Annotated in this window: 15 protein-coding genes; all 15 read left to right on the forward strand. The window is 39.5% G+C overall.

From position 1 onward, the window contains the following. Window positions 1-468, forward strand: coding sequence for a hypothetical protein (locus DXC10_RS12905; RefSeq protein ID WP_117738008.1), 468 nt, complete (start codon window positions 1-3; stop codon window positions 466-468). Then, window positions 455-1,552, forward strand: a complete 1,098-nt coding sequence (locus DXC10_RS12910) for a hypothetical protein (RefSeq protein ID WP_117738009.1) — start codon at window positions 455-457, stop codon at window positions 1,550-1,552. Before DXC10_RS12905 ends, DXC10_RS12910 begins: the two co-directional genes overlap by 14 nt. Next, window positions 1,549-3,420, forward strand: coding sequence for a hypothetical protein (locus DXC10_RS12915; RefSeq protein WP_117738010.1), 1,872 nt, complete (start codon window positions 1,549-1,551; stop codon window positions 3,418-3,420). The genes DXC10_RS12910 and DXC10_RS12915 overlap by 4 nt, the downstream gene beginning before the upstream one ends. A 2-nt stretch (window positions 3,421-3,422) precedes the next feature. After that, window positions 3,423-6,683 (forward strand): phage tail tape measure protein, encoded by a 3,261-nt coding sequence (locus tag DXC10_RS12920; RefSeq protein WP_117738011.1) that lies wholly within the window; start codon window positions 3,423-3,425, stop codon window positions 6,681-6,683. 445 nt (window positions 6,684-7,128) lie between these two features. Continuing rightward, on the forward strand, window positions 7,129-7,692 hold the full coding sequence (locus tag DXC10_RS12930) for an RNA polymerase sigma factor (RefSeq protein WP_117738013.1): 564 nt from the start codon (window positions 7,129-7,131) through the stop codon (window positions 7,690-7,692). A gap of 172 nt (window positions 7,693-7,864) precedes the next feature. Then, the gene (locus DXC10_RS12935) at window positions 7,865-10,843 is read left to right on the forward strand and encodes a TonB-dependent receptor domain-containing protein (protein WP_117738014.1); all 2,979 of its coding nucleotides are present in this window, start codon (window positions 7,865-7,867) and stop codon (window positions 10,841-10,843) included. A 30-nt stretch (window positions 10,844-10,873) separates the two neighbouring features. Next, the gene (locus DXC10_RS12940; protein ID WP_117738015.1) at window positions 10,874-12,304 is read left to right on the forward strand and encodes a hypothetical protein; all 1,431 of its coding nucleotides are present in this window, start codon (window positions 10,874-10,876) and stop codon (window positions 12,302-12,304) included. A gap of 31 nt (window positions 12,305-12,335) precedes the next feature. Continuing rightward, on the forward strand, window positions 12,336-13,613 hold the full coding sequence (locus DXC10_RS12945) for an alkaline phosphatase family protein (protein WP_233519959.1): 1,278 nt from the start codon (window positions 12,336-12,338) through the stop codon (window positions 13,611-13,613). Between the two features lie 288 nt (window positions 13,614-13,901). Then, window positions 13,902-15,038, forward strand: coding sequence for an ATP-dependent Clp protease proteolytic subunit (locus DXC10_RS12950; RefSeq protein WP_117738017.1), 1,137 nt, complete (start codon window positions 13,902-13,904; stop codon window positions 15,036-15,038). 11 nt (window positions 15,039-15,049) lie between these two features. After that, window positions 15,050-16,123, forward strand: coding sequence for a hypothetical protein (locus DXC10_RS12955; protein WP_147331312.1), 1,074 nt, complete (start codon window positions 15,050-15,052; stop codon window positions 16,121-16,123). A gap of 14 nt (window positions 16,124-16,137) precedes the next feature. Continuing rightward, window positions 16,138-16,749: a hypothetical protein gene (locus DXC10_RS12960; protein ID WP_117738019.1), complete on the forward strand. Its 612-nt coding sequence runs from the start codon at window positions 16,138-16,140 to the stop codon at window positions 16,747-16,749. 4 nt (window positions 16,750-16,753) lie between these two features. Further along, complete coding sequence (locus DXC10_RS12965; RefSeq protein ID WP_117738020.1) at window positions 16,754-17,338, forward strand: hypothetical protein; 585 nt, start codon at window positions 16,754-16,756, stop codon at window positions 17,336-17,338. A 19-nt stretch (window positions 17,339-17,357) separates the two neighbouring features. Further along, window positions 17,358-18,554 carry a hypothetical protein gene (locus DXC10_RS12970; protein ID WP_117738021.1) on the forward strand — a complete coding sequence of 399 codons (1,197 nt, stop codon included), beginning with the start codon at window positions 17,358-17,360 and terminating at the stop codon, window positions 18,552-18,554. Then, complete coding sequence (locus DXC10_RS12975; RefSeq protein WP_117738022.1) at window positions 18,526-19,041, forward strand: hypothetical protein; 516 nt, start codon at window positions 18,526-18,528, stop codon at window positions 19,039-19,041. Before DXC10_RS12970 ends, DXC10_RS12975 begins: the two co-directional genes overlap by 29 nt. Then, window positions 19,041-22,142 carry a hypothetical protein gene (locus DXC10_RS12980; RefSeq protein ID WP_117738023.1) on the forward strand — a complete coding sequence of 1,034 codons (3,102 nt, stop codon included), beginning with the start codon at window positions 19,041-19,043 and terminating at the stop codon, window positions 22,140-22,142. Before DXC10_RS12975 ends, DXC10_RS12980 begins: the two co-directional genes overlap by 1 nt. The last annotated feature ends 21 nt before the right edge of the window (window positions 22,143-22,163 follow it).

Genomic DNA, 22,163 nt, shown 5'->3' on the forward strand with positions numbered 1-22,163 from the left:
ATGGAAGATAGGAGAAAAGAGATAAAGGGTATCCTGAATGAAGAATTGGAAAGTCTTCGGCAGCGTATTGTTGAGAACCATATACAGGCTGGGCAGCGTGCAAGTGGAAGGACTATCAAGAGCTTGCATGTCGTAGTGGATGATGATCATGGAATTCTGTTTGGTAGGAAGGCTTTCGGTGTATTGGAAACAGGACGTGGACCGGGGAAAGTACCTAAGGGTTTTTATAAGATTATTCGGCAGTGGATGATAGATAAAGGTATTCAAGTAGAAAAGCCTAAGTCATTTGCTTATCTCGTAGCCCGGAAAATAGCAGAAAAAGGTACCAGGCTTTATCGTACAGGGAAACATGAAGACATATATTCAAAAGATATTGAAATAGCAATACAAAATATAATGAATCGTGTATTTGGTATTTTCTCAAAGGATGTGAAACATATAAATCTGAATAGCAATGCGAACTCATAAGATAGATAATACAACGATTGAATATCCGGATGAGATAGCTTTCTGCTTTAATCCGATGGTTGTAAACGTTTTGGGCCATCCATGGGCATGGATAGAAGCTGTTGTACGTGATGTAGCAACGGGGATTGAACACTCCGAAAAAAGGGCGTTGTTTCAAAGTACATGCTTCTTCGACTTATCCTTTTATACCCAATCGTACTTTGATACAATTCAATTTGGAAGGATAGATTATTCTTTGTCAGGTGCGGAAGATACACAGTTGGGGCGGTTATTCTCATTTGATCTGAACATGTATTCCGAGAATGGGCAGTTAGGAGAGAGCTTTCAATTTGAGACTTATGTCGTTTGGGGAGCGATGAAAATCGGAGAGCGATATAATGGCGACAGAGTGTTAACATGGTTCAAGAACTTCCCATTTACAATAGGTATGTACTCAGCCGGGGAAAGCAGCGTCAATGTTACTGCTGATGGTAAGTCCTTACCTGCTGTCAGGTTACCCAAACGTAATATTTACAATCTATTCTTGACGGGAATCGATGCTCAAAAAGAAGTGAAATTTGATTTGTCTGGAACTGGAACTGTTGGAAGCGTATTCGATATGACATTTGACTACACTTTTCATATAGTGGCGGGAGCTTCCTCTAGTGTCCGGTTGCTTATTGATGACTGTACAAGCGGGGTATATCTTCGTTGGATTAGCCGGCATGGATTTTATTGCTATTGGTTGTTTAAGGCTGGTGATGAAAAGAAGCAAGTGGTGAATAACGGGGAATTCATTCGTAATAATATGCGTGATTATAGCTATGTAAATGGTTATCATGGCGGCACCGGACGTAAACAGCGTAAGACAGAAGAAAATACACTTCCTGTATGTGCTCCATTGGTGGATAGTGATACATACGATTTCCTTTTTCAACTTACCATGTCTCCAGTAGTAGATATGTACATGGGAAAAGATGTTGATAAAAAGGAACGGTGGCAAGGGGTGAACATTGCGGTTGAAACTTTTAACAAAACTCGTGCTGTTCTTCAAGATTTTGTAGCAACGATTATTTTACCAGAGATAAGGGTGCAAAGCTTATGAGAAATGATTTATTGTTTATTGACGGTGAATTGGTGGATTTGGATGACAGTACTAAGATTACTTTGAACTATAAAAGTAACCTGTTTACCGATTTGAGTAAGATCGTAAGCAATAACAGTTATACGATCAAGTTGCCTAAGACAGTCAGGAATCAACGTATTATCCAACATGCTGACCTTCCGGCATGCCAGACTGACTATCCGAGAACGTTTCATGATACAAGGTATATCCGTAACGGGGTTGAAATTATTTCTAACGGGAAAGCTGTATTAATGACTGGGGCGGATTCTTTTGAAATAGCTTTGACGTGGGGGAATATTAGCTTGTTATCTAACATTATTGAGGGTGACAAAACATTGAATGATTTGAAAGATAGTTATCCTGAGTATTATACTATTTGGAAAAGAGAGATTAGTAATTATCAAGATGGTGCAAGTTTTATCATGTCCGATATGAATATGGGGGTACGGAATTATGATAACAAGAACTATATCCATCCATGTGTCCGGGCAGGTTGGATTTTAGAACGTATATCCCAGGATAGCGGTATCAAATTCTTATTTCCTACCAATGTCACAGATAATCTGATTAACAAACTCCTTATCCCGATGTTAACCAAGAAAGGAAAGGGAGAGGATTATAATAATCAATTCGGAATCACTTATGAGTATGTGAACGGAACGCGACCCAATCATGATTATGGATATGTTTTGAGAGGTAGTACGTCTACTTATAAAAAAACAGATTATCTGGAAACGGTAGACCTTAGTTCATCCAAGTATGAAGGCATGAAGATTTTGAAGAACAATACCAAAATCCGGATCATGGGAAGAATGTTTTTTAATTTTGTGAGAACAGAGGTTTCTAATCCGAGATTTGTAGCTTACAAAGTAGTGAATGGGGTTGCGGAGGAAGTCTTCTCCGTTGGTTATATAGATTTAGAAAAGCAAGGGAGTCAAAATTGGTTTGTATCTTTTGAATATGATGATTATACATCTGTATTGGCTGCGGGAGATGTGATCTATTTCGCCTTTGCTGATACTGGATTCTTTACAAACAGTTGGGGGAGTACAACCTTTGTAGTCGGGTTATTGGCATTCACTGAAGAAACCAATGTTTTTGAAGATGGAATAAGCGATGGATATTATCCTATTATATCCAATTTGCCAAACATAAAGCAGATTGATTTCATTAAGTCTTTATCTGTTATGTCTGGTACATTTGCTGTAGTCAAAGATGATGTTACGGTTAGGTTTGTTTCAATGGATGAAGTTATAACTAACAAGTCTAGGGCTATAGATTGGACTACGAAGGTGGTTGCGTCGTATCAGGATAATAAACCTAAAACTATCTCGTTTTCTCTTGATGGATTCGCTCAAAAGAATGTCTACAAGTGGAAAGAAGACAAAACAGTATCTGGAGATTATGAAGGATGCATCAATGTTGATGATGAGACTATTGAACTAAGTAAAGATAGCGTTACGCTTCCTTTTGCCGCAACCGATACGAGAACCGGTAAAGCATATATTCCAATTTATGAATATGAAGATAACGAGGAGATTGGAAAGATAGGGAAAGTTGAACCTCGTATATTGTTGGAGATTAGTAACAATGGTAAGTCAAGGGCAACATTCAACGGGTTGTCATGGCATGCCTTGTTGTCTAAAAATTATCAATCATACCAAAAGGTGGTACATAATCCGGTTGTCATTACGGAAAAAATTGAAATTAACGATATTGAGCTAAAAGAGTTGGATGTAACGGTTCCGGTATATCTGGGCCAATACGGTAGATACTATGCTATTATATCTGTAAAGGCAGAAGATACGGGGATATGTGAGTGTAAATTATTACAGTTGGAGGTATAGTTATGGAAAATGTAGAAGAAAGAGTGCTGGATATTCGGGTACGATACGATGATGCTATCCGAAAAATCGCAGAATATCGTACTCAGCTGGATGTACTTCGAAAAAGAGAACAAACTTTAAAAGAGGATTTGAAAGCAGGACGTATGAGTCGCAAAGAGTATAACTTACAGTTATCAGAAACCAAGATTGCTACTCGTGAAGTGAACGAGGCTGTTCGAATTCTGAGTAAGCAAATACAGAATGAGCGTAAGGAACAGACGGAGCTTGAAGGTAGCTTAGTTAGATTACGTGCGGAACTTTCTAATTTGACTGCTTCTTATGATAGGTTAAGTCGTGCGGAACGTAACAGTGCCAAGGGCAAAGAGATTCAAGATAAGATAAATGCCATTACCGATGAATTGAAGGAAGCGGAAGAGGGTACACAGCGTTTCTATCGTAATGTCGGTAATTACGAGGAAGCTTTGAAAGATTTTGTAGGTATCAATAATGACTTTGCAAATTCTTTGTTGAATATCGCCCAGAACTCAAATGGAGTGAAAGGCTTTTTCTCCAATATGAAGACAGAAGCATCTGCTTTAGGTTCAACGCTAAAGGCATTATTGAAAAATCCGGTATTTATGAGTATAGCAGGTGTTGCCGGAGTCGGTTTTGCTTTCAAATGGTGGTATGACTACAATAAGGGGGTAAAAGAGGCTACCAAATTGACAAAGCAATTTACGGATAAGTCTGGCGATGATTTGAAAATCTATCGGAGTGAAGTACAAGCTTTGGCTGATTACTACAGTAAAGACTTCCGGGATATGTTGACTGCTATTAATTCCGTAGAAAAACAGTTTGGCATATCTTCTGATGAAGCGTTGAAAGTAATCAAAGATGGTTTCATTGCCGGAGCAGATGCGAATGGTGAGTTCCTATCTGCTTTGAAAGAATATCCGGCATACTTCAAAGAGGCTGGTATCTCTGCGGATCAGTTCGTTGCTATTATTGCAGAAACCAATAAGCAGGGTGTCTTCTCTGATAAGGGAATTGATACTATCAAAGAGGCGAATACCCGGCTTCGGGAAATGACTACATCAACGGCTGGTGCATTGGATGGTATCGGTATCAGCTCTAAACAAGTCCAGAAAGATTTGCAGACAGGAGCAAAGACTACTTTTCAAATCATGCAGGAAGTATCTGCCAAATTGAATGAACTACCGGAAAGCAGTGCGGTGGTTGGAACTGCCATTGCAGATATCTTTGGCGGTCCGGGAGAAGATGCCGGCTTGCAATATATCCGTACCTTGAAAGATATTTCTGTTAATCTAAATGAAGTCAAAGGTAAGACCGGGGAACTGGGTAAAGTGGAAGATGACTTGCTCGCTTCTCAAACGGAACTAACCAAAGAGGTCGCTTTGCTTTTTGACGCTACAGGTGGTTCATTTGAGAAAATGACGGCTAAGGTTGAGACTTTCGTCAATGATGCTTTATCCTCTTTGATTAAAGATGTACGAACTTTGTTTGAATCGGTAGAAGACATATCAGAACGGGAAACTAAAGCGGCTGTTGAGCTTGGAAAGAATGTTGCAGAGGCTAATGTCGGAGATGAATATGCCAAGATAGAGGCGGCACGAATTCGATATGTGAAAGTGGGGATTTCTGGGGAAGAAGCTTTAAAAAAGGCCAAAGAAGAAAGGCTGCAGATGCTAAATTTATCTCTGAAACAGGAAGAAGAATACTTGCAGGAAACTATTGCTATCAATGAGAAATATAATAAAGAGCTAGATGATGTTTCATTCTGGCGTCAGGGAATAGGCAAAGATCGTTCTAATTCAGCCATAAACAAGGATATCGCTTCTTCATGGAATGATTATATAGCACAGTTATCGGCTGTGGAATCCAGGAAAGAGACTATTAATTTAGTGTCTTCATATACCGGGGATACTGATAAAAAGAAGACGCCGATTACTGACCCTAAGGCTGTGGCCGAAGCTCTTAAAATCAAAAAGAAGGAGTTAGAAGAGATACGTAAGGCTGAGAATGAAATGCTGAAACTCATTAAGGATAGCCGGGAGAAGCAGACGCAAGAAATAGAATATGAATATAGCCGTCAGATTGAAGATTTGAAAAGCCGTTTGAAAATCGAAAAGGACTTGACACCTCGTGCTAAGGAGGAAATCGGGAAACAGATTCTTTCTCTTGAGCAGCAGAAAACAGTTGCTTTGCAAAAGCTCTCTGATGAAGAACTGAAAAAGGAGATTGAAAATCGGCAGAAACTTATTGCCCTACAACTTGAATCTGTAAAAGCCGGAAGCGAGCAGGAGTATCAATTAAAGATGCAGCAACTTGTAGCCCAACGTGATGCGGAGCTTCAGCAGAAAGAGCTAACCGAGCAGATGAAACTTACTATCATAGAGAAGTACAACAAGAAGGTTGATGATTTGACCAAGCAGCATAATAACTCCATTATCAAGAAACAAGAGGATGCATTAAGGATACGTTTTGAAACAGAAATAGCCCAGACATACGGTGACGAACAAGAAATTCTCCGTATTAAGATGGAGCAGAAGCTTGCAGAGTTGAATACTATACAGCAACTTGAGGGGGAAAGTATAGAAGCTTTTAATTTGCGTAAACTTCAAGCTCAAAATGACTATAATGATGCAAAGAAAGCTGTTGCAGATAAGGAGATAGCTATTGAACAATCCAAATATGATGCTATGGCTACTGTTACAAATGGACTTATTGCCTTGACAGATGAGATAGGTAATCAAGACCGTAACTTTGCCATTGCAAGTAAGGCTTTGGCTCTTGCTGAAATTGCAATCAATACAGGTAAGGCTATTTCTAAAATGGTTTCAGCGGAAGCAGGAAAGGGTATCATTGGACTTGGTACAATGGCAAGTGGTATAGCTACTATACTTTCTAACATTGCGGCTGCTATTTCTACGGTAAAAAGTGCTAAATTTGCACAGGGTGGTTCAGTAGTAGGTCCGGGCTCGGGTACAAGTGACTCTATACCGGCGATGTTATCTAATGGTGAAAGTGTAATGACGGCTGCCGCGACTTCTATGTTTGCTCCGTTATTATCAGCTTTTAACCAAATGGGTGGTGGCATTCCTATCAACGTCACTACTTCATCCAATCAGGCGTTGGGTGAAGATATGCTTTCCAAAGCTGTTGCAAAGGGTATGATGATGGCTCCGCCGCCGGTATTGTCCGTAGAGGAATTTACTTCTGTTGCAGATAGAGTAAAGTATGTCGAGAATCTTGGTAGTGTATGAATGCGTATGAGTTATTAATTCTGAATAGGAACATCCTCCAAGTAATGGATGGTGTTTCTCTTGATGTTGGGGATGTGAAATACATCCCAGTATATCAGGAATATATGCGCTTGTTACGGGAAGGGCATAAAAAGACCTATATCATGCAATATTTATCTGATGAGTATAATATTGCAGAAAGGACAATTTATCGAATCATTGATAAATTTTCAAGTACAGTTAATATCTAAGGTTTCATTGTGAATTATTTTTTTAATTCTGTGTTCAAACCTAATTAGGATATAGGTGCCAGATATTTTTTCTTGCTAAAAATAGAGTTTTACTTTAGGAAAAATGTTGAAAACAAATTTGTATATATGGTTTGTAACTAAAATGTAATTTTCTTGTAATTAGGTATATTTTAATTGCTCTATAGATTTGCAATCTATTTTAATACACCCAGGTTATGATAATGACAAAGGTTACTTATGAGGATGAATATTTGTTCTCACTACTAAAACAAGGTAATCAAGATGCTTTTACACAGCTTTATAATAAGTATTATTCGATGCTTTATAGTCTGTCGTACAGGTATTTGCAAGAGAGAAATCTCGCAGAAGATGTCGTTCAGCAGGTTTTCTTGCACCTGTGGGAAGTACACTCCACTTGCCATATTAAAGTACACTTGAGAAATTATCTTTATACTATGACGAAAAATTATTTGTTAAATATGATTCGGGATACGAATGATATAATCGCAAGAGAGGATATGGAAAGAACTGAACAGAATAATATTATTGATGATGGCTTACAAGAAAAACTTGAAGAAGAAAGGAAGTTCAGCTATTTACGTTGGGCTGTAAAGCAACTGCCAAGTTTCAAACGGGAGATTTGCCTGTTGAAAATATATAGGGGATTAAACAATCAAGAAATAGCGGATGAATTGAATATACCGATAAACACAGTCAAATGTTACTATACACAATCTTTGAAGTTACTGAAATATTATCTTAGAAATCATGTTGAATAGAGGCAGGGTTGTCAATATTCCCTTATTCCACAAAGAAATAACGTGAGTATGGCTGAAATGAAATTGACATACAAAAGAAATGCAGCCGTTATACACTTTTGAACATGCTTTGTGTCAATAGTACGTAAAAGATATTATTGAATCAAATTTATTAATTACTTAACGTACTAAAATGAGAAAAGGTATTTTGATTGTTTTAACTGTTTTACTGAGCACATCTTATATGATGGCTGCTCAGAAAACAATGTTAGAGCGTAAAAAAGTAGAAAAGGGCTACGTCTTGACATCCGATGAGGAGGTCTCAAAGAAAGTGGCTACGGTTAAAATGAAAGGTGTTATTTTTGACAAGAAAACACAGGAAAGATTGCCGGGGGTAACATTGGTACTAAGCGATAATCCTTCGATTGGAACGGTTACTAATATGGATGGCGAATTTCAGATAACGGCTGTCCGAGGATCTAAATTGAAAGTGTCCTATATAGGATATGAAACTCAACTGCTAGCTGTAAACCCTGCTGACAACATTAAGGTAGAGCTTGACCAAGACAATTTCAAACTGGATGAGGTTGTAGTAACTGGGCAAGGTGCAGAAGTACAGAAACGGCGTTTATCATCGAATGTAACGACAGTCAATAGTAAAGAACTGGAACGTATGAAGCAAGGGCGAATCGATCAGATATTGCAGAACTCCCTACCTAATGTGCAAATTACGATGGCCAGTGGTCAAGCTGGTACCACTTCATTAGTTAAATCAAGGGGGCTGTCATCTGCCTATTCTAATTCTACTCCGGTAATTTATGTAGATGGCGTACGTGTGGATAATATGAATACGGGAGCCACCTTAAATAACTCTTTAAGCGGTAATAGTGCCGTGACTGGCTCTATAGGTGATATTCCTATGGAAAACATTGACCACATAGAATATGTAACAGGCGGTGCAGCTACTACACTTTACGGTTCAGATGCTGCCAACGGGGTCATCCAGATTTTTACTAAAAAGGGAACAGAGCAAAAGATTTCTTTTTTTGCTGAAACCCAGTTAGAGGCGGATGTGGCTTCTTCACAATTTTATCATTTTAAACGTACAAAAGAATTATTGCATCAAATAGGATTTACTCAAAAATACCGTATCGGCTTTGATGGTGGAGCTGAAAAATATGGCTATAGTTTTGGAGCGAACATGAGCAATAGTACCGGTACTCTGATAAAGGATGGGAACGAAGACCGTAAGTATGACCTACGTTTCGGCTCAAGAGTGAAATTCAACAAAGTTCTTGAGTATCAGAATTCATTTGGTATGGTGATACAGGACTTTGCTCGTAGCCGTAACGGCAACCAAGGTGGATATACAGGATTGTGGTTTACGGAAGGTGCAGCCGCAACTAATTTTAAATATACAAATACTGAAGGTAAGCAAGTAAACTATGGAGCCGATTTGGATGCCTTGGATGATTATGCTTTTGCCCAAATGAAATCTTTTGTAAACACAGCTGAAGCATTACAGAATAACCGGGAATCTGTGAAACGTTTCCAAACTTCACAGTCTTTAAGTTATGCCCCGTTAACCAATCTCACCTTTAAAGGCATACTAGGAGTGGACTACCGTCTGAATAATAATAAGAACATCATTACCAATGAATATCTGATACACACCCAGCAAAAGCCGGAAGGTACGTCAGACGCGGGAAGTATTTTTAATTTTGACCGTAATTATTTCGGTTTGACTATCGATATAAATGGACAACACAAATATCGTTATAAGGACATCTTCAGTCTGATTTCTACAGCTGGTTTCCAATTTTTTAGCACATACGACCACCAATCTGTTTATAATGGTACCAATGTGCGAGATGGTGCGCAAATAGTAGCAGGGGCAGGAACATTGACTTCCAATGAATGGCTGAGTTATCTATATAACTATGGTTATTTTATTCAGGAGAATATCGGCTTTTTGGATCGTTATTACATAGATCTGGGACTACGTTCGGATTACAACACAGCTTTTGGTGACAATGTAGGTTGGCAGTATTATCCGAAAGTGGGAATTTCCTATGTACTTTCCGAAGAACCTTTCATGCAAAGTTTTAAAGAAAGTAATTTTATTAACAATGTACGTATTTTGGCAAACTATGGTGTGGCAGGTAGCTATCCGCCAGCCTTTGAATATCAACGCACAGTAGCTTTCAATTCATTTCAAGGACAACAAGCCGCTTCTTTCGGTAAATATGGAAACCCGGATTTGGCTCCAGAAAAGAAACATTCTTATGAAGCGGGTTTTAATGCGGTTCTTTTTAATCGTATTTTAAATCTTGGTTTTACTTATTATTATGCTTTAACTAAAGATGCCCTTTTCAGTATTCCGTCTCTTCCCTCATCAGGACAGTCGGCCAACTATCTGTCTAATGTAGGGGAAATTGAGAACAAAGGTATTGAATTGAGTGTAGGATTACAACTGGTAGATACTAAAGACTGGAATGTTCGCTTGAATGCATCATACAACACCAACCATAACAAGGTTCTGAGTATCGGTAATGCAGTACCATTTGCTATTGGTGGCTTCTCGTCAAGAACAGTGCAAACTGTAGTAGCTGAAGGACAGCCGGTAGGTTTCATCCGCGGTTACAAAGCTGTACTGAATTCGGATAACTCATTAAAAGAAATTCTTCCTTTACAGAATTTAGGGTCCACACTCCCTACTGTATATGGAAACTTTTCTCTTTCTGCAAGCTATAAAAATCTGTCTTTGATGATTAACGGTGATTATCAATACGGAGCATACGTACATTCGTTCGACCGTCAATTCCGTTTCTCCAAAGGATTAAAAGACAGTGCAATACCGGAAAAAGCTTTGGAAGGATTAGATCAAGGTGCCAATTGGTTAAATTTCACAAACTTTTTCGTAGAAAAGTCGGATTTTGTGAAAATTAGGAATATTGGGATTTCCTATGACTATAAGCCTGAAAAGTATTTGAAGAACATCAATTTTGGTTTTAATGTCTATAACCCGTTTGCTTTTACGGCTTCTTCTGTAGATCCTGAAGCAGCTTTGGCAGGAGCTCGTTCTCAAGGTGCAGTAGCCGTAGGTGGACTAAATTATTCTTCATACTCCACTCCTCGGCAATATGTAGGTTCTATTCGTATCTCTTTCTAAAAATGTCCAACTCTTAATGAAATAATAAAAATGAAGATAAAAAACTGTATTCTGTTAGGGGCTTTAGCCTTATCATGCGCATCATGCGAGCTGTTGCAGCCCAATGACATTATCAATCCTAACGTGGACGAAAAGACGTTCTTGCAGACCCCAAATGCAATGAGTACTTGGGTAAATGGAGCCAACCGTTCATTTGCCACCATTATAGGTACGTATGTGGAACTCATAGAAATACTATCTGATAATTACTTCAATAATTACAGTCAAAGCAGCAAAGTTTTTGATTTCCCTACAATCTTATACACAGATGTAGATGTCACAAACTTGCAACGCCATATTGGTACATTACGTGAAACCGCTATTCAGGGGTTAGAAGTGGTGGCTGCAGCCGATGCGACTACTACAGATGCTCAGCGTTTCAACCTTTATTATATAAAAGGTTTTTCTTATTTACTGGCAGGAGAGTATTTTCTTGCGCTTCCTGTTGAAAACGGAGGAGAGGTAAAAAGTTGGCAGGAAAATTTGAATCTAGCGATTTCCACCTTTACAGAGGCTTTGAACTATACTAATGATGCTGGTAAAAAAGCATTCATAAATATAGTGATAGCCCGCTCTTATTATAGGTTAGGAGACAAAACAAATGCTGTGCAATATTCAAATAATGCGTTAGCCTTGTCCAAGGACTTTGTAGAGCAGATTGAATATGATGGAGATAACGGTGTAGAAAGTTCTATACAAGGATATATCTACGGAACAAACTTTCAGCCGTTACCTCGACTTGATTTTCTTGATCCGAAATATTTTCAGAAGAACAGCGCAACTGAAGCACGTCCTATCTGTATAGCTAAAGCGGAAGAAGCTTATCTGATTCTGGCCGAAGCAGCTTTAGCTGATAATGATCTTAATGGAGCAAAAAGTATTTTGAAGGAATTGTTGGCACTTGTAAAAAAACGTCCGGTAGAAACCGATATTAACGACCAATTAGAAGGACGTTATAACGGAGGATACAAAGAATATCCCAACAGTTCCGAATACAAAGTAGCTGCTTCGGCTGAAGATGAACTAAGAAGTGGGTTAGTACTTGATCGTCAAATGCCCAATTTAATTTCTATTCCTTACATTTCAGGAACTTCTGTCACAGAAGCGATGATAGATAATCCAACCACAGTGGATAATTTACTGGAAATACTCTATCTCATGCGTCAGGAGATATTCATAGCAGAAGGACGGCGGGTAGCTGATTTAGGAATCCGGCTGCCGATATGTGAAACAGAAGCAGCAAACACTCCATCAGCTGCCAATTATACAACCGCTCAAATACCTCCCTTTATTCCTTTAAATCAGGAGATGGATGCCTTCGAAATGAATAAGGATACTAAAACAGTAGTTATTAAATACAATATGAATCGCGTTATCGTACAAAATAAATCTTCAGAATATGTGGCTCCTTTCTTTAACTAATCAAACGATGAAATTGAAAAGAAATATTTTAATGTTTTTATGTAGTTGTTTAATAGGCACCGCGACTGCTGCCGATCGTTCTAAACACGTCATTCTTATTACCATTGATGGAATGAGAACCGAAATGGTAACAGATAGTACAATGCCTTCACCCAACTTAAAAAGAATGAAGCGGGATGGATTGTTTGTGGAACGTATCAAAGGAATTACTCCGACAGCTACATACCCTTCACACATAACTATTGTGACAGGAGTAGAACCTGTTCAACATCGTATCTACTATAACTCTCCTTTTACAGAGAACAAACCAGGAAACGTAAGCTATTGGTATGCAGACTCTATCAAAGCAACTACAATCTGGGATTCTGCAAACCAAAACGGGTTGATCGTAGCCTCTCTCTTTTGGCCTGTATCTGTAGGAGCAAAATCTATTCATTATAATGTACCTGAATATTGGTCGGTAAAGCCCGTTGCTAATCAATTGGAATACATCAAGCCCTACTGTACTCCGAAAGGCTTTTTAGATGAATTGGAACGGGAAGCCACTGGAAAATTGAACCATAAAAATTTTAGTGCCGGTTCTATGGATAGAGATGCTCGTACTGCCGCAATGGCCAATTATATTATGAATACTTATAAACCCAATCTAATGACAATACATCTGATTACTACTGACTATGCCCAACATGCTACAGGATTGAGGTCTGACAGAGTGAGTGCAACAGTAGGAAGTGCCGACCATGCTGTAGGGTTGATTCTGGAAAATCTGGAACGGAATAAATTATTATACAATACTACCGTAATTGTATGCGGCGATCACGGCTTTGTGAACTATAGTAAAAGTATTGTTCCGAACGTATGGTTAGTGCAAGAAGGTTTGTTGAGTGAAAAACCTGGAGGAGAGTGGAAAGCTTGCTTTCATGGAGCAGGAGCTATGATGTTTCTTTATCTAAAAGACAAGAATGATCAAACTACTTTGAATAAAATTCGCAAAAAACTGACTTCATTACCAGATACGACCCAAGCATTATTCCGTATAGTAGAAAAAGAAGAATTAGGCAAGGTTGGGTGTGACCCAGAAGTGGCGTTTGCGTTGGAGCCCGTAAAAGGAGTAGCTGTTGCTACTGCTCGTACCGGAGCGGATGTTATAGAGAAGTTTGGAGGTAAGCATGGCTATCTATCAGGCATTGACCCTACGACATTAGTAGCATTTGGATGCGGGATTGAGAAAAAGGAATTACCAGTTATGAAACAAACGGATATAGCTCCTTTTATAATGAAGCTTCTGGGTATCGATTTTGGGAAATAAAGTAATATAGAAACAAAAGACTATTTGAAAATAGAAAGGTGAATTAGTCTTATTGATATTTGTAAGCTGAAACAGAGGTATTCCCCTATTTTTGCCTTGATTTTGGAAATGCAAGGTAAGAATGGGGGAATTTTCATATTTTAATCTATAAATGCATGTCTTTTAATTTTATCAGAACTTTTCTTGTTATTGCTAAAAGTTACTGACATAGCGTGTCAGTGGAATAAACTTCTTATATTCTTCAAGCCGTATTCTGTTTTCTACCTTTGTTACAAACAATTATGTAGTATGGCAAAATTATACATTAATAAGGACATTGTAGCTGATAGAGATAAACTGGAGAGTTGGTATTTGACCGGCGATGAAGGGCTTTCGTTTCCAGATATTCAATATTTTCTTTCATGGCTTGACCCGGCTGACCCTACAATCGACATTGAAATACATTCATGTGGTGGTGATACTGTTGAGGGGTATGCAATTTATGATGCATTACGTGCATCGGGTAAGGAAATTTCTTGTACTGTTGTTGGAAGATGTGCTTCTATGGCGACAATTATTCTACTGTCTGCACCGCTGGAACGCAGAAAGGCTTATCCCCATGCAAAGTTTCTCATTCACAAACCATATTTGGCAAAGTATGACGATGTCTTAGACCTTGAAACGATAGAAACCCTTAAATCAAGTTTGGAAACGGAAAAAGCTAAGATGTTAGCTGTCTATGTTGAAAGGACAGGGACAGAGCCAAACGTATTGGAAACTCAAATGAATAAAGAAACATGGTTTGGTGGAGAGGTTGCAAAACAATTAGGATTTATATCTGCTGTTCTTGTCCCAACTACAGCAAAAGGAATCGATTATAAACTTAATAGTAAAAAAATGAACAAAGAAAAACAAGTGACAGTGAAGCAATCTATCATTGATAAGTTGCTTGCCAAATGTGGCTATCAAAAGATTGAGGATATTCCAGTAATATCTATGGAGTTGACAGACGCCGAAGGTAATATACTGACGGTGGAACGTGAAGAGGGAGAACCGCAAGTCGGGGATGCCGCGTCTCCTGACGGTGAACATGTTATGCCTGATGGGAAGACTATCATCGTAACCGATGGAGTAATTACGGAGATTAAAGATCAGGAGGAAGAAAATGGTGATGAGGAGATTGAGGCTTTGAAGGCCCGCATTGAAGAACTTGAAGCGGAAAATACGGCTTTGAAAGTTAACGCCCGTACAGTTGAGGACAATAAGATTCTGAATGCTGTAAAGATGGCAGGTGGGGAAAATTGGTTGGCGAAGCATTGCTCAACCTACAGGGTTTCTTTACGTGCCCAGACTTTTAAGACAACTGTTGATCCTCAGGCCAGTGCAGAGGAAACACCTATTCAGAGGAAGTTGAGAGAAGAAAGAGAAAAGCGAGCTAAAAAGTAAAGAAAGGAGATTTGAGTATGCCTATTTTGGATTTTTCAAAATTGACACCGGACAATCAGGCGGTGAAAGATTTGAAAGACTTGATTGAATTGACAGTCTTTCAGAATGAGGATATGGAGCGTTTTATGACGTTCATGCCTAAAGTGACCAATGGCAAGAAAGTTGGTTTTATTGGTGAAATGGAGGATGTGGGTATCGCAGGCTCTGGATGTGATCCTACATATCAAAAGGTGGCTATTGCTGCAGCCCAAAAGGTTTGGGAAATTGGTGATTGGCAAGTTCCATTGGAAATGTGTTATGAGGATTTGGAAAACACTATTGCTAAATATTGCCTAAAAACCGGTACTAATATTGCGGACCTTACTTCTACTGAGTATATGGATGGAATCGTCCTTCCGAAGCTAACGGAAGCAATGATGAAAATGTTGTGGCGCTTTACTTGGTTTGGAGATAAGGATGCTGCCAATGTTGAAGGTTCAGGGCAAATTACAGATGGTTTGAATGTTGAATTGTTTAAAACATGTGACGGTTTCTTTAAACGTCTGTTTGCTATATGTACAGCTAATGCTAGCCAGCATACTGTCATATCATCCAATGCTGAAGCATCTTATGCTTTGCAAAAATCCAAGATGAAAGAATTGGGTGCTGCAACTTCTATATTTGATGCAATGCTTGAAGATGCGGATAGTCGTATTTTCCAAAAGTCTGGACATGCAATTTTTGCTACGAAATCATTGTGTGATTCTTTATCTCGTGACGTGAGAGAAAAATATAAGGTTATTATGCCTTGGGAAGTTATTTTTGACGGACTTGAAGTAGGGGAGTATGACGGTGTTACAGTTGTAAAATGTTCAATTTGGGATCGATTTATCCAAGCATATCAGAATGATAAAACCAAATTGAATCTTCCCCATCGTGCTGTTCTGTGTTCTCCGGACAATCTGATGTACGGCTGTGAAGGTGATAACCCTATGTCAGACCTTGATATCTGGTTTGAAAGAAAATCCCGTAAGAATTATATCTATTCTACAGGTAAACTTGGTTCTATGATTGGCGAGGATAATCTGGTACAAGTTGCATATTAGGAAAGGAGGTATTTATGGGAGTATGCGATGATATTTTGAAGAAAGATATTTCTCCGTCTTGTGATGACCCGGTTGTACAAGGTTTGGAGCAGGAAGGTGTGATAATGAATCGTGCAGATGTAGACTTTGCTGCAACACTATTCAATTCTACCCGTAAGAATGTGATTGAGACACTAGCCATGAAGACGGGGAAGAAAGCATATAAAGTTATTGTACCAGGAAAGGCTCCATTTACAGGAACTACCACAGCTTTGGCTACTGGTACATATCGTAATTCATTCACAAACACTCTTGTACTTGTGATTCTAGCTAATGATCCGGATGTTTGTGCAGATATTATTGACGGCTTGGCTAACGGTTCTTACGTTGTAGTGTTGGAAAATAAATATAAGGGGTTACAAAAAGAAGCAAATCCGGGCGATGCCGCTTTTCAGGTTTTTGGATATTATCAAGGTCTTACAGCTACTACTATTGAAAACAATAAGTATAGTGAAGATACAGAAGGCGGATGGACCGTAACACTTGAAGAACAGAAAGCTCCAAAGTCAGCTTTATTCTTGTATAAAACAAGTTATGAAGCTACTAAAGCTGCTATTAATACTTTAACGGCCGAACCGGCAGAGTAGAGGTATGACAGTTTTAGAAGTGGTTGATAAATTGAAAGAGTTGGGGGATAAACTCCCCCTCTCTTCTTCTGATAAATCAGACATTGAAGTAATGTATCATGAAGTCTTCGGACGAACTTTTATTAGAACTTCATGTGGTGATTGCTATCGTGATGCTGTGATTGAGATGTATTCATATTTAAAAAAATACAGAAAGATGAAAGAAAAATCAAATTATGCATTGAAAAATGGTGTTTTACTCCAGGCTGGCTTTGGGAGTGGTGAAATGTATACCAATGATAATCTAACTGATGAAGCGGCAGAAAGATTTCTTGCGGGAAATCCTAAAGGGATAGTGTTTTTTGCTTTAACGCCTTCTGATTGGGAGGAAAGGGTTGAAAAACGCAAGAATCCTGTTACGGTTTTGGATGAGATTTTAGTTTCAGAATTGGTGAAAGCTTTCCAAGTGGAAGGTGCGACTGTCAAAATTGTAAAAGATACATTTAAAACCTATCAAATAGATGGAAAGAAGGTGACTTCTAAATTATTGGATGCCCATATAAAAAAGGCTCAATCCCTTTTTGAATTAAAACAAGAAACGGCAGAATAATAAATGACCTCACGAAACGATGAATGTAAATGATTTAAAGAAGAAAAGTAATAGGCGTGTTGATACGGGATATTTACGTAATCTTGGCATCCAAAGCTATGGTGATGATAATCTATATCCTCAACATTTAAGGAATATCATCGCTGCGAGTTCAACGGGTAGTGAATGTACGGAACGTTATGCCAATTTTATAGAAGGGAATGGTTTTCGTGAGGTCACTTTTTCTAAATATGTAGTTAATCGTCGTGGTGATACAGCAGATGATATCCATGCTTTTGTATGTAGGGATGTTGCAGATTATGATGGGATAGCAATACATGTAAACTATAATATGTTTGCTGATATAGTAGAGATACAGCATGTCCCCTTTGAGAATTGCCGTTTATTAGAGGAAGATGAAACCGGATATACTGCAAAGATTGCGGTTCATCCAGATTGGACAGGAAAGAAAACTCGTAAGGGTAAGGCTATTAGGGTTGCACAAGAGAATGTAGAGTTCATCGATGTTTTTAATCCTTGTAAAGAAGTGGTGTATGCACAGATTCGTGCTGCAGGGGGAATTGAAAACTATAAAGGACAGATATTATGGATTAGTAACACAGGAAACTTTGTGTATCCTGTCGGAAAGGCTGATCGGGTGATTGCGGAAATGAGTACAGATGAAGGGCTTGCTAATATAAAGTATCGTAATGTACGCTGTAATTTCATGCCTTCTGGGATGATTATCACCAAGAAAGGCGTTTCTCCGGTACATCTTGATGAAGAAGGAAACCCGATAAGAGAAGATAAACCAAGTGAAGATACAGGCTTTTCAGATACCATTATACAACTTCAAGGAGATACTAATGCTGCAAAAATATTGGAAGTATCTTTGGAATCCGATGAAGAAAAACCGGAGTTTGTGGATATCAGTTCTAAAAATTATGATAAAGAATTTACCGTAACTGATACTAGTGTGGTAGAGCGTATTTATTCTGCTTTCGGTCAAGAACCTTGGTATTGTATAAGGGTTGGTAAAGTGGGCTTTTCCGGTGATATATTGGAAGATGCATTTGAGTATTATAACTCTATTGTATCAAAACAACAGCGAATGATTGAACGTGCTTTTCAGAAGATTTTTGAGCATTGGTATGAATCTGTTAATCCATCTAATGACTTTAGTGTACAACCTCTTAAATACGTAAGGAATGCAGCAGTATCTAATAACAACGGATGAAGTCTCTAAGCTAGCCCGTACGATGTCAGTGCATATCGATGCGGAAAAGATAGAGACATATATCAGGGAGTCGGAGAACATTGATTTGAAATTAGCTTTGGGGGATGCTTTACTTTTAGATGTAAAAGAACACCAAGAGAATTATGATGAGTTGCTTAATGGTGGTTCTTATGATGCAGGATATGGTGAAAAACGTTCTTTTGTAGGGTTGAAAACGGCATTAGCCTATTATACCTATGCTCGTATAGTGAAGAATGGGGATGGTAATGTTACCCGTTTAGGATTTATGAATAAGGATAACGAGTATTCTTCACGTCCGGATTTTAAAGAGAAGCTCATGGCCTATAATGATGCTTTTTCTGTAGCAGACCGATACTTAAAAGAATGTGTGCGCTATTTGAATGACAATAGGTACTCTTTCCCTTTATATAGGGGAAATGGGGGACTAACAGCCAATCGTGTGACGTGTAGAGTTTTGGGTGAATAATGGCAGATACTTTTGATATATTAAGGAAACTAGCTTTGCAAGTGCGTAATGCTACCCTTGCAGGAGAGAATAGCGCTGAACGTGTGGGTCGTATTTTTGTGGGGGTATTGGATTTGTTGTCACAATTTTCTTTGGATGAATTGACGAAAATCTTTCTCCGTAAAGATCAACCGGACCAGGCATCTTTTCTTGTATCTTTTTTGGCAGGTGCAGTGTTCGGTAAGGCAGGTTTTGCTTCCGGACTGACTGGTTTTGGTGCCAGGATAGATGAGAATGGTAACGGCGAAATGGAAAGCCTTATTCTCCGTAGATTTCTTGAAGTTCCAGAGTTACGCTATAACCGGATCTCTGTCACACTCGGTGATAAGTGGAATGCTCCGGGCGCAGGTATTATCGAGCAAATAGAACCTGATATAGACGGGGACGGTAACTTACAGATGACTGGAACCGGATATCTGAAGCTTGAGGAAGGAGAATACGGTGCTATTGATGTAGGTGACATTTGCATGGGTATCTTTCACAGTGAAAAGGCAGAAGATAATGCTACTGCAGACAGTGATGACAGTTGCGGCAACTTTCAATATGCGGGTTTCTATACTTGTTATTTCACCATCACCGAAATAACCGGAAGTAACAACAAGCAATTCAGATACCAGCTTCGTCCTGTCAGCGAACGCTGGAAGTTGACTTTCCACCCATGTCAGGCTATGCACTTTGTCTGCTATGGTAGCTTTACTAATGCTGATAGGCAGACGTCCACATATACTACGCGCACTTATACCCGTAGGCTTTGGAAACAGAATACTTGGGAAATATCGGCTGCTAACATAGCTTCCCAAAGTGGTGATTTGAGTAATCTGGCCGTTCATGGTCTGCAAATGTCCGGTTATTCGGAATATGTGAATAATGTCTATTTGACCGGAGTTATCAAACAGATAAAGCCCGATGGTACACCTGTTCTTACAGTCAATGACCGGGGAGCATGGACTACCGGTATGAAGTGTGATTTTTATGATCGTGTGTCATATGACGGTCGGATTTGGCTATGTATCAATGAGGACGGAACAAGTGCGATGCCCTCGAAAGATAATGTTGACTGGCTGCTTCAAGTGGATAAGGGTGCGGATGGAACTTCTTTTACCATTAAGGATAAACTGGATGATATATCGCAGCTTCCGGCAGAAGGAAATTCTATTGGTGACGGGTATCTTATAGCCGGCCATCTTTGGGTATGGAATGGACAAACATTTGAAGACAAAGGAAGTATTCAAGGTCCGGCCGGACAAAGTGTAAGCGTTCTCGGAAGGTGGCAGACTGGTATGCATGTCCCTTATTTAGGCATCGTAAAGATGGGGACGGCCACATGGATGTGTACAGTTCCGGAAGGTACTGATAACCCTCCTATGTGGACTATCACTGATAAGGACGGTAACCGCCTGTTGCAGACACAGGACGGCGGGAAAACGTATGGCTATATATTAACCGGAACCGAGAATTCCACCGAGTATATAATGATAGCTCAGGATGGTACGGATGGTATACCGGGAGAACCAGGTAAGGATGGGAAAGTACTCTACACATGGATACGCTATGCTGATGACGCTCAAGGTAACGGAATCAGCGACAGTCCCGTCGGAAAAAAGTTTCTGGGACTGGCTCATAATAAAGAAACCTCAGTAGAAAGCAACGATCCAAAGGATTATCAGTGGAGTGATATTAAAGGAGAAGATGGTATTGGTCTTCCGGGAGAAAACGGTAAGACTTACTACACTTGGGTCGCATACTCTGATAACGCCGACGGTAGCGGTATGTATCAGCAGCCTAATGAAAATACGAAATACATAGGTATAGCTGTGAACAAAGAAACTGCTGTTGAGAGCACGAATCCGACTGATTATACATGGAGCAAATTCAAGGGTGAGGACGGTAAAGATGGCGAAGATGGGGATAGTATCAGTAACCACGGCCAGTGGCAGACGGGTAAGCATATTCCATATCTGGGTATTGTCCGTATGGGAAATGCTACGTGGCAGTGTACAGTTCCTGCAGGAACTGACAACCCTCCTATGTGGACTATTACCGATAAGGACGGCAACCGATTATTACAGACACAGGACGGTGGGAAGACCTACGGCTATATATTGACCGGGGAACTCAATACAGCCGAATATGAACTTGTTGCCCAGGACGGTACGGATGGTGAAAGCATTAAAGGTGATCCGGGCATACAAGGTTGTATCATCCGCAAAGGAGAATGGAAGATTGGCGTAGAATGGCGCAATGATGAGTCACTCACTTCCGGTACAAGATATCTTGATGTAGCCCTTGTGAGAGACGGCCAAGTTGCCACCGGATGGAAGGCGTACAAATGTAAAACTACTCATACGAGTTCGCTTGCCAATGCTCCGGGTAATTCTACCTACTGGGAAGAATTCGGGCTTAATACGACAGCTATCTTCACCTCACTTATCATTGCGAAGGATGCGCAGATTGATTTTATGCAGGGGAACCAGCTGCTCATAAAAAAAGATGATGGAACAGTAACAGCGGGACTTAGCGGAAAACAGACGGGGAAGAAAGTACGGATATGGGTTGGAGATTCTGATCCGGAAAATGCTCCCATACAGATGTGTGAGGAAGGCGATGGCATGCTGGCAGGTGGAAATATTCGCTGGGACAAATATGGGAATACATTCTTCGACGGTTCCATAATTAGACATATGAAAAATCTGGAATCAACCGGTTATGACATCTATCTGGACTTTTTAACCGGATTCAATTTCGATGTGGGCGGAATCATAACTACTCCCTACGGAAAAAGTACTATTTACCTTCCGAATGCGGCAGAATACGAGGGGGTGGAATGTACGCTCTATTGGGGTAATCTGGCTACAAGATATGGATCATCACCTATTGTGAAGGTTGCCGGAGGAGGATATATGATTTCCGCAGATATTTATCAGACTGCTTTCAATTCGTTTACATTCAACGATTATGGATTAGCGCAACTGAAAGCACTTCCTTGTCGAGAAGGTGAAACGCTATTAGGCGTAAGATGGTATGTCATAAACCCTGGAAATAACATCCTTGTCGGAGAATAAAGTAACAACAAGTTTATAAGA

This window comes from Bacteroides sp. OM08-11 (genome assembly GCF_003438665.1).
GTDB classification, from domain to species: Bacteria; Bacteroidota; Bacteroidia; order Bacteroidales; family Bacteroidaceae; genus Bacteroides; species Bacteroides cutis.

Coding starts and splice junctions, on each gene's coding strand:
- DXC10_RS12905 (WP_117738008.1), top strand. CDS start 1: ATGGAAGATAGGAGAAAAGAGATAAAGGGTATCCTGAATGAAGAATTG.
- DXC10_RS12910 (WP_117738009.1), top strand. CDS start 455: ATGCGAACTCATAAGATAGATAATACAACGATTGAATATCCGGATGAG.
- DXC10_RS12915 (WP_117738010.1), top strand. CDS start 1,549: ATGAGAAATGATTTATTGTTTATTGACGGTGAATTGGTGGATTTGGAT.
- DXC10_RS12920 (WP_117738011.1), top strand. CDS start 3,423: ATGGAAAATGTAGAAGAAAGAGTGCTGGATATTCGGGTACGATACGAT.
- DXC10_RS12930 (WP_117738013.1), top strand. CDS start 7,129: ATGATAATGACAAAGGTTACTTATGAGGATGAATATTTGTTCTCACTA.
- DXC10_RS12935 (WP_117738014.1), top strand. CDS start 7,865: ATGAGAAAAGGTATTTTGATTGTTTTAACTGTTTTACTGAGCACATCT.
- DXC10_RS12940 (WP_117738015.1), top strand. CDS start 10,874: ATGAAGATAAAAAACTGTATTCTGTTAGGGGCTTTAGCCTTATCATGC.
- DXC10_RS12945 (WP_233519959.1), top strand. CDS start 12,336: ATGTTTTTATGTAGTTGTTTAATAGGCACCGCGACTGCTGCCGATCGT.
- DXC10_RS12950 (WP_117738017.1), top strand. CDS start 13,902: ATGGCAAAATTATACATTAATAAGGACATTGTAGCTGATAGAGATAAA.
- DXC10_RS12960 (WP_117738019.1), top strand. CDS start 16,138: ATGGGAGTATGCGATGATATTTTGAAGAAAGATATTTCTCCGTCTTGT.
- DXC10_RS12965 (WP_117738020.1), top strand. CDS start 16,754: ATGACAGTTTTAGAAGTGGTTGATAAATTGAAAGAGTTGGGGGATAAA.
- DXC10_RS12970 (WP_117738021.1), top strand. CDS start 17,358: ATGAATGTAAATGATTTAAAGAAGAAAAGTAATAGGCGTGTTGATACG.
- DXC10_RS12975 (WP_117738022.1), top strand. CDS start 18,526: ATGCAGCAGTATCTAATAACAACGGATGAAGTCTCTAAGCTAGCCCGT.
- DXC10_RS12980 (WP_117738023.1), top strand. CDS start 19,041: ATGGCAGATACTTTTGATATATTAAGGAAACTAGCTTTGCAAGTGCGT.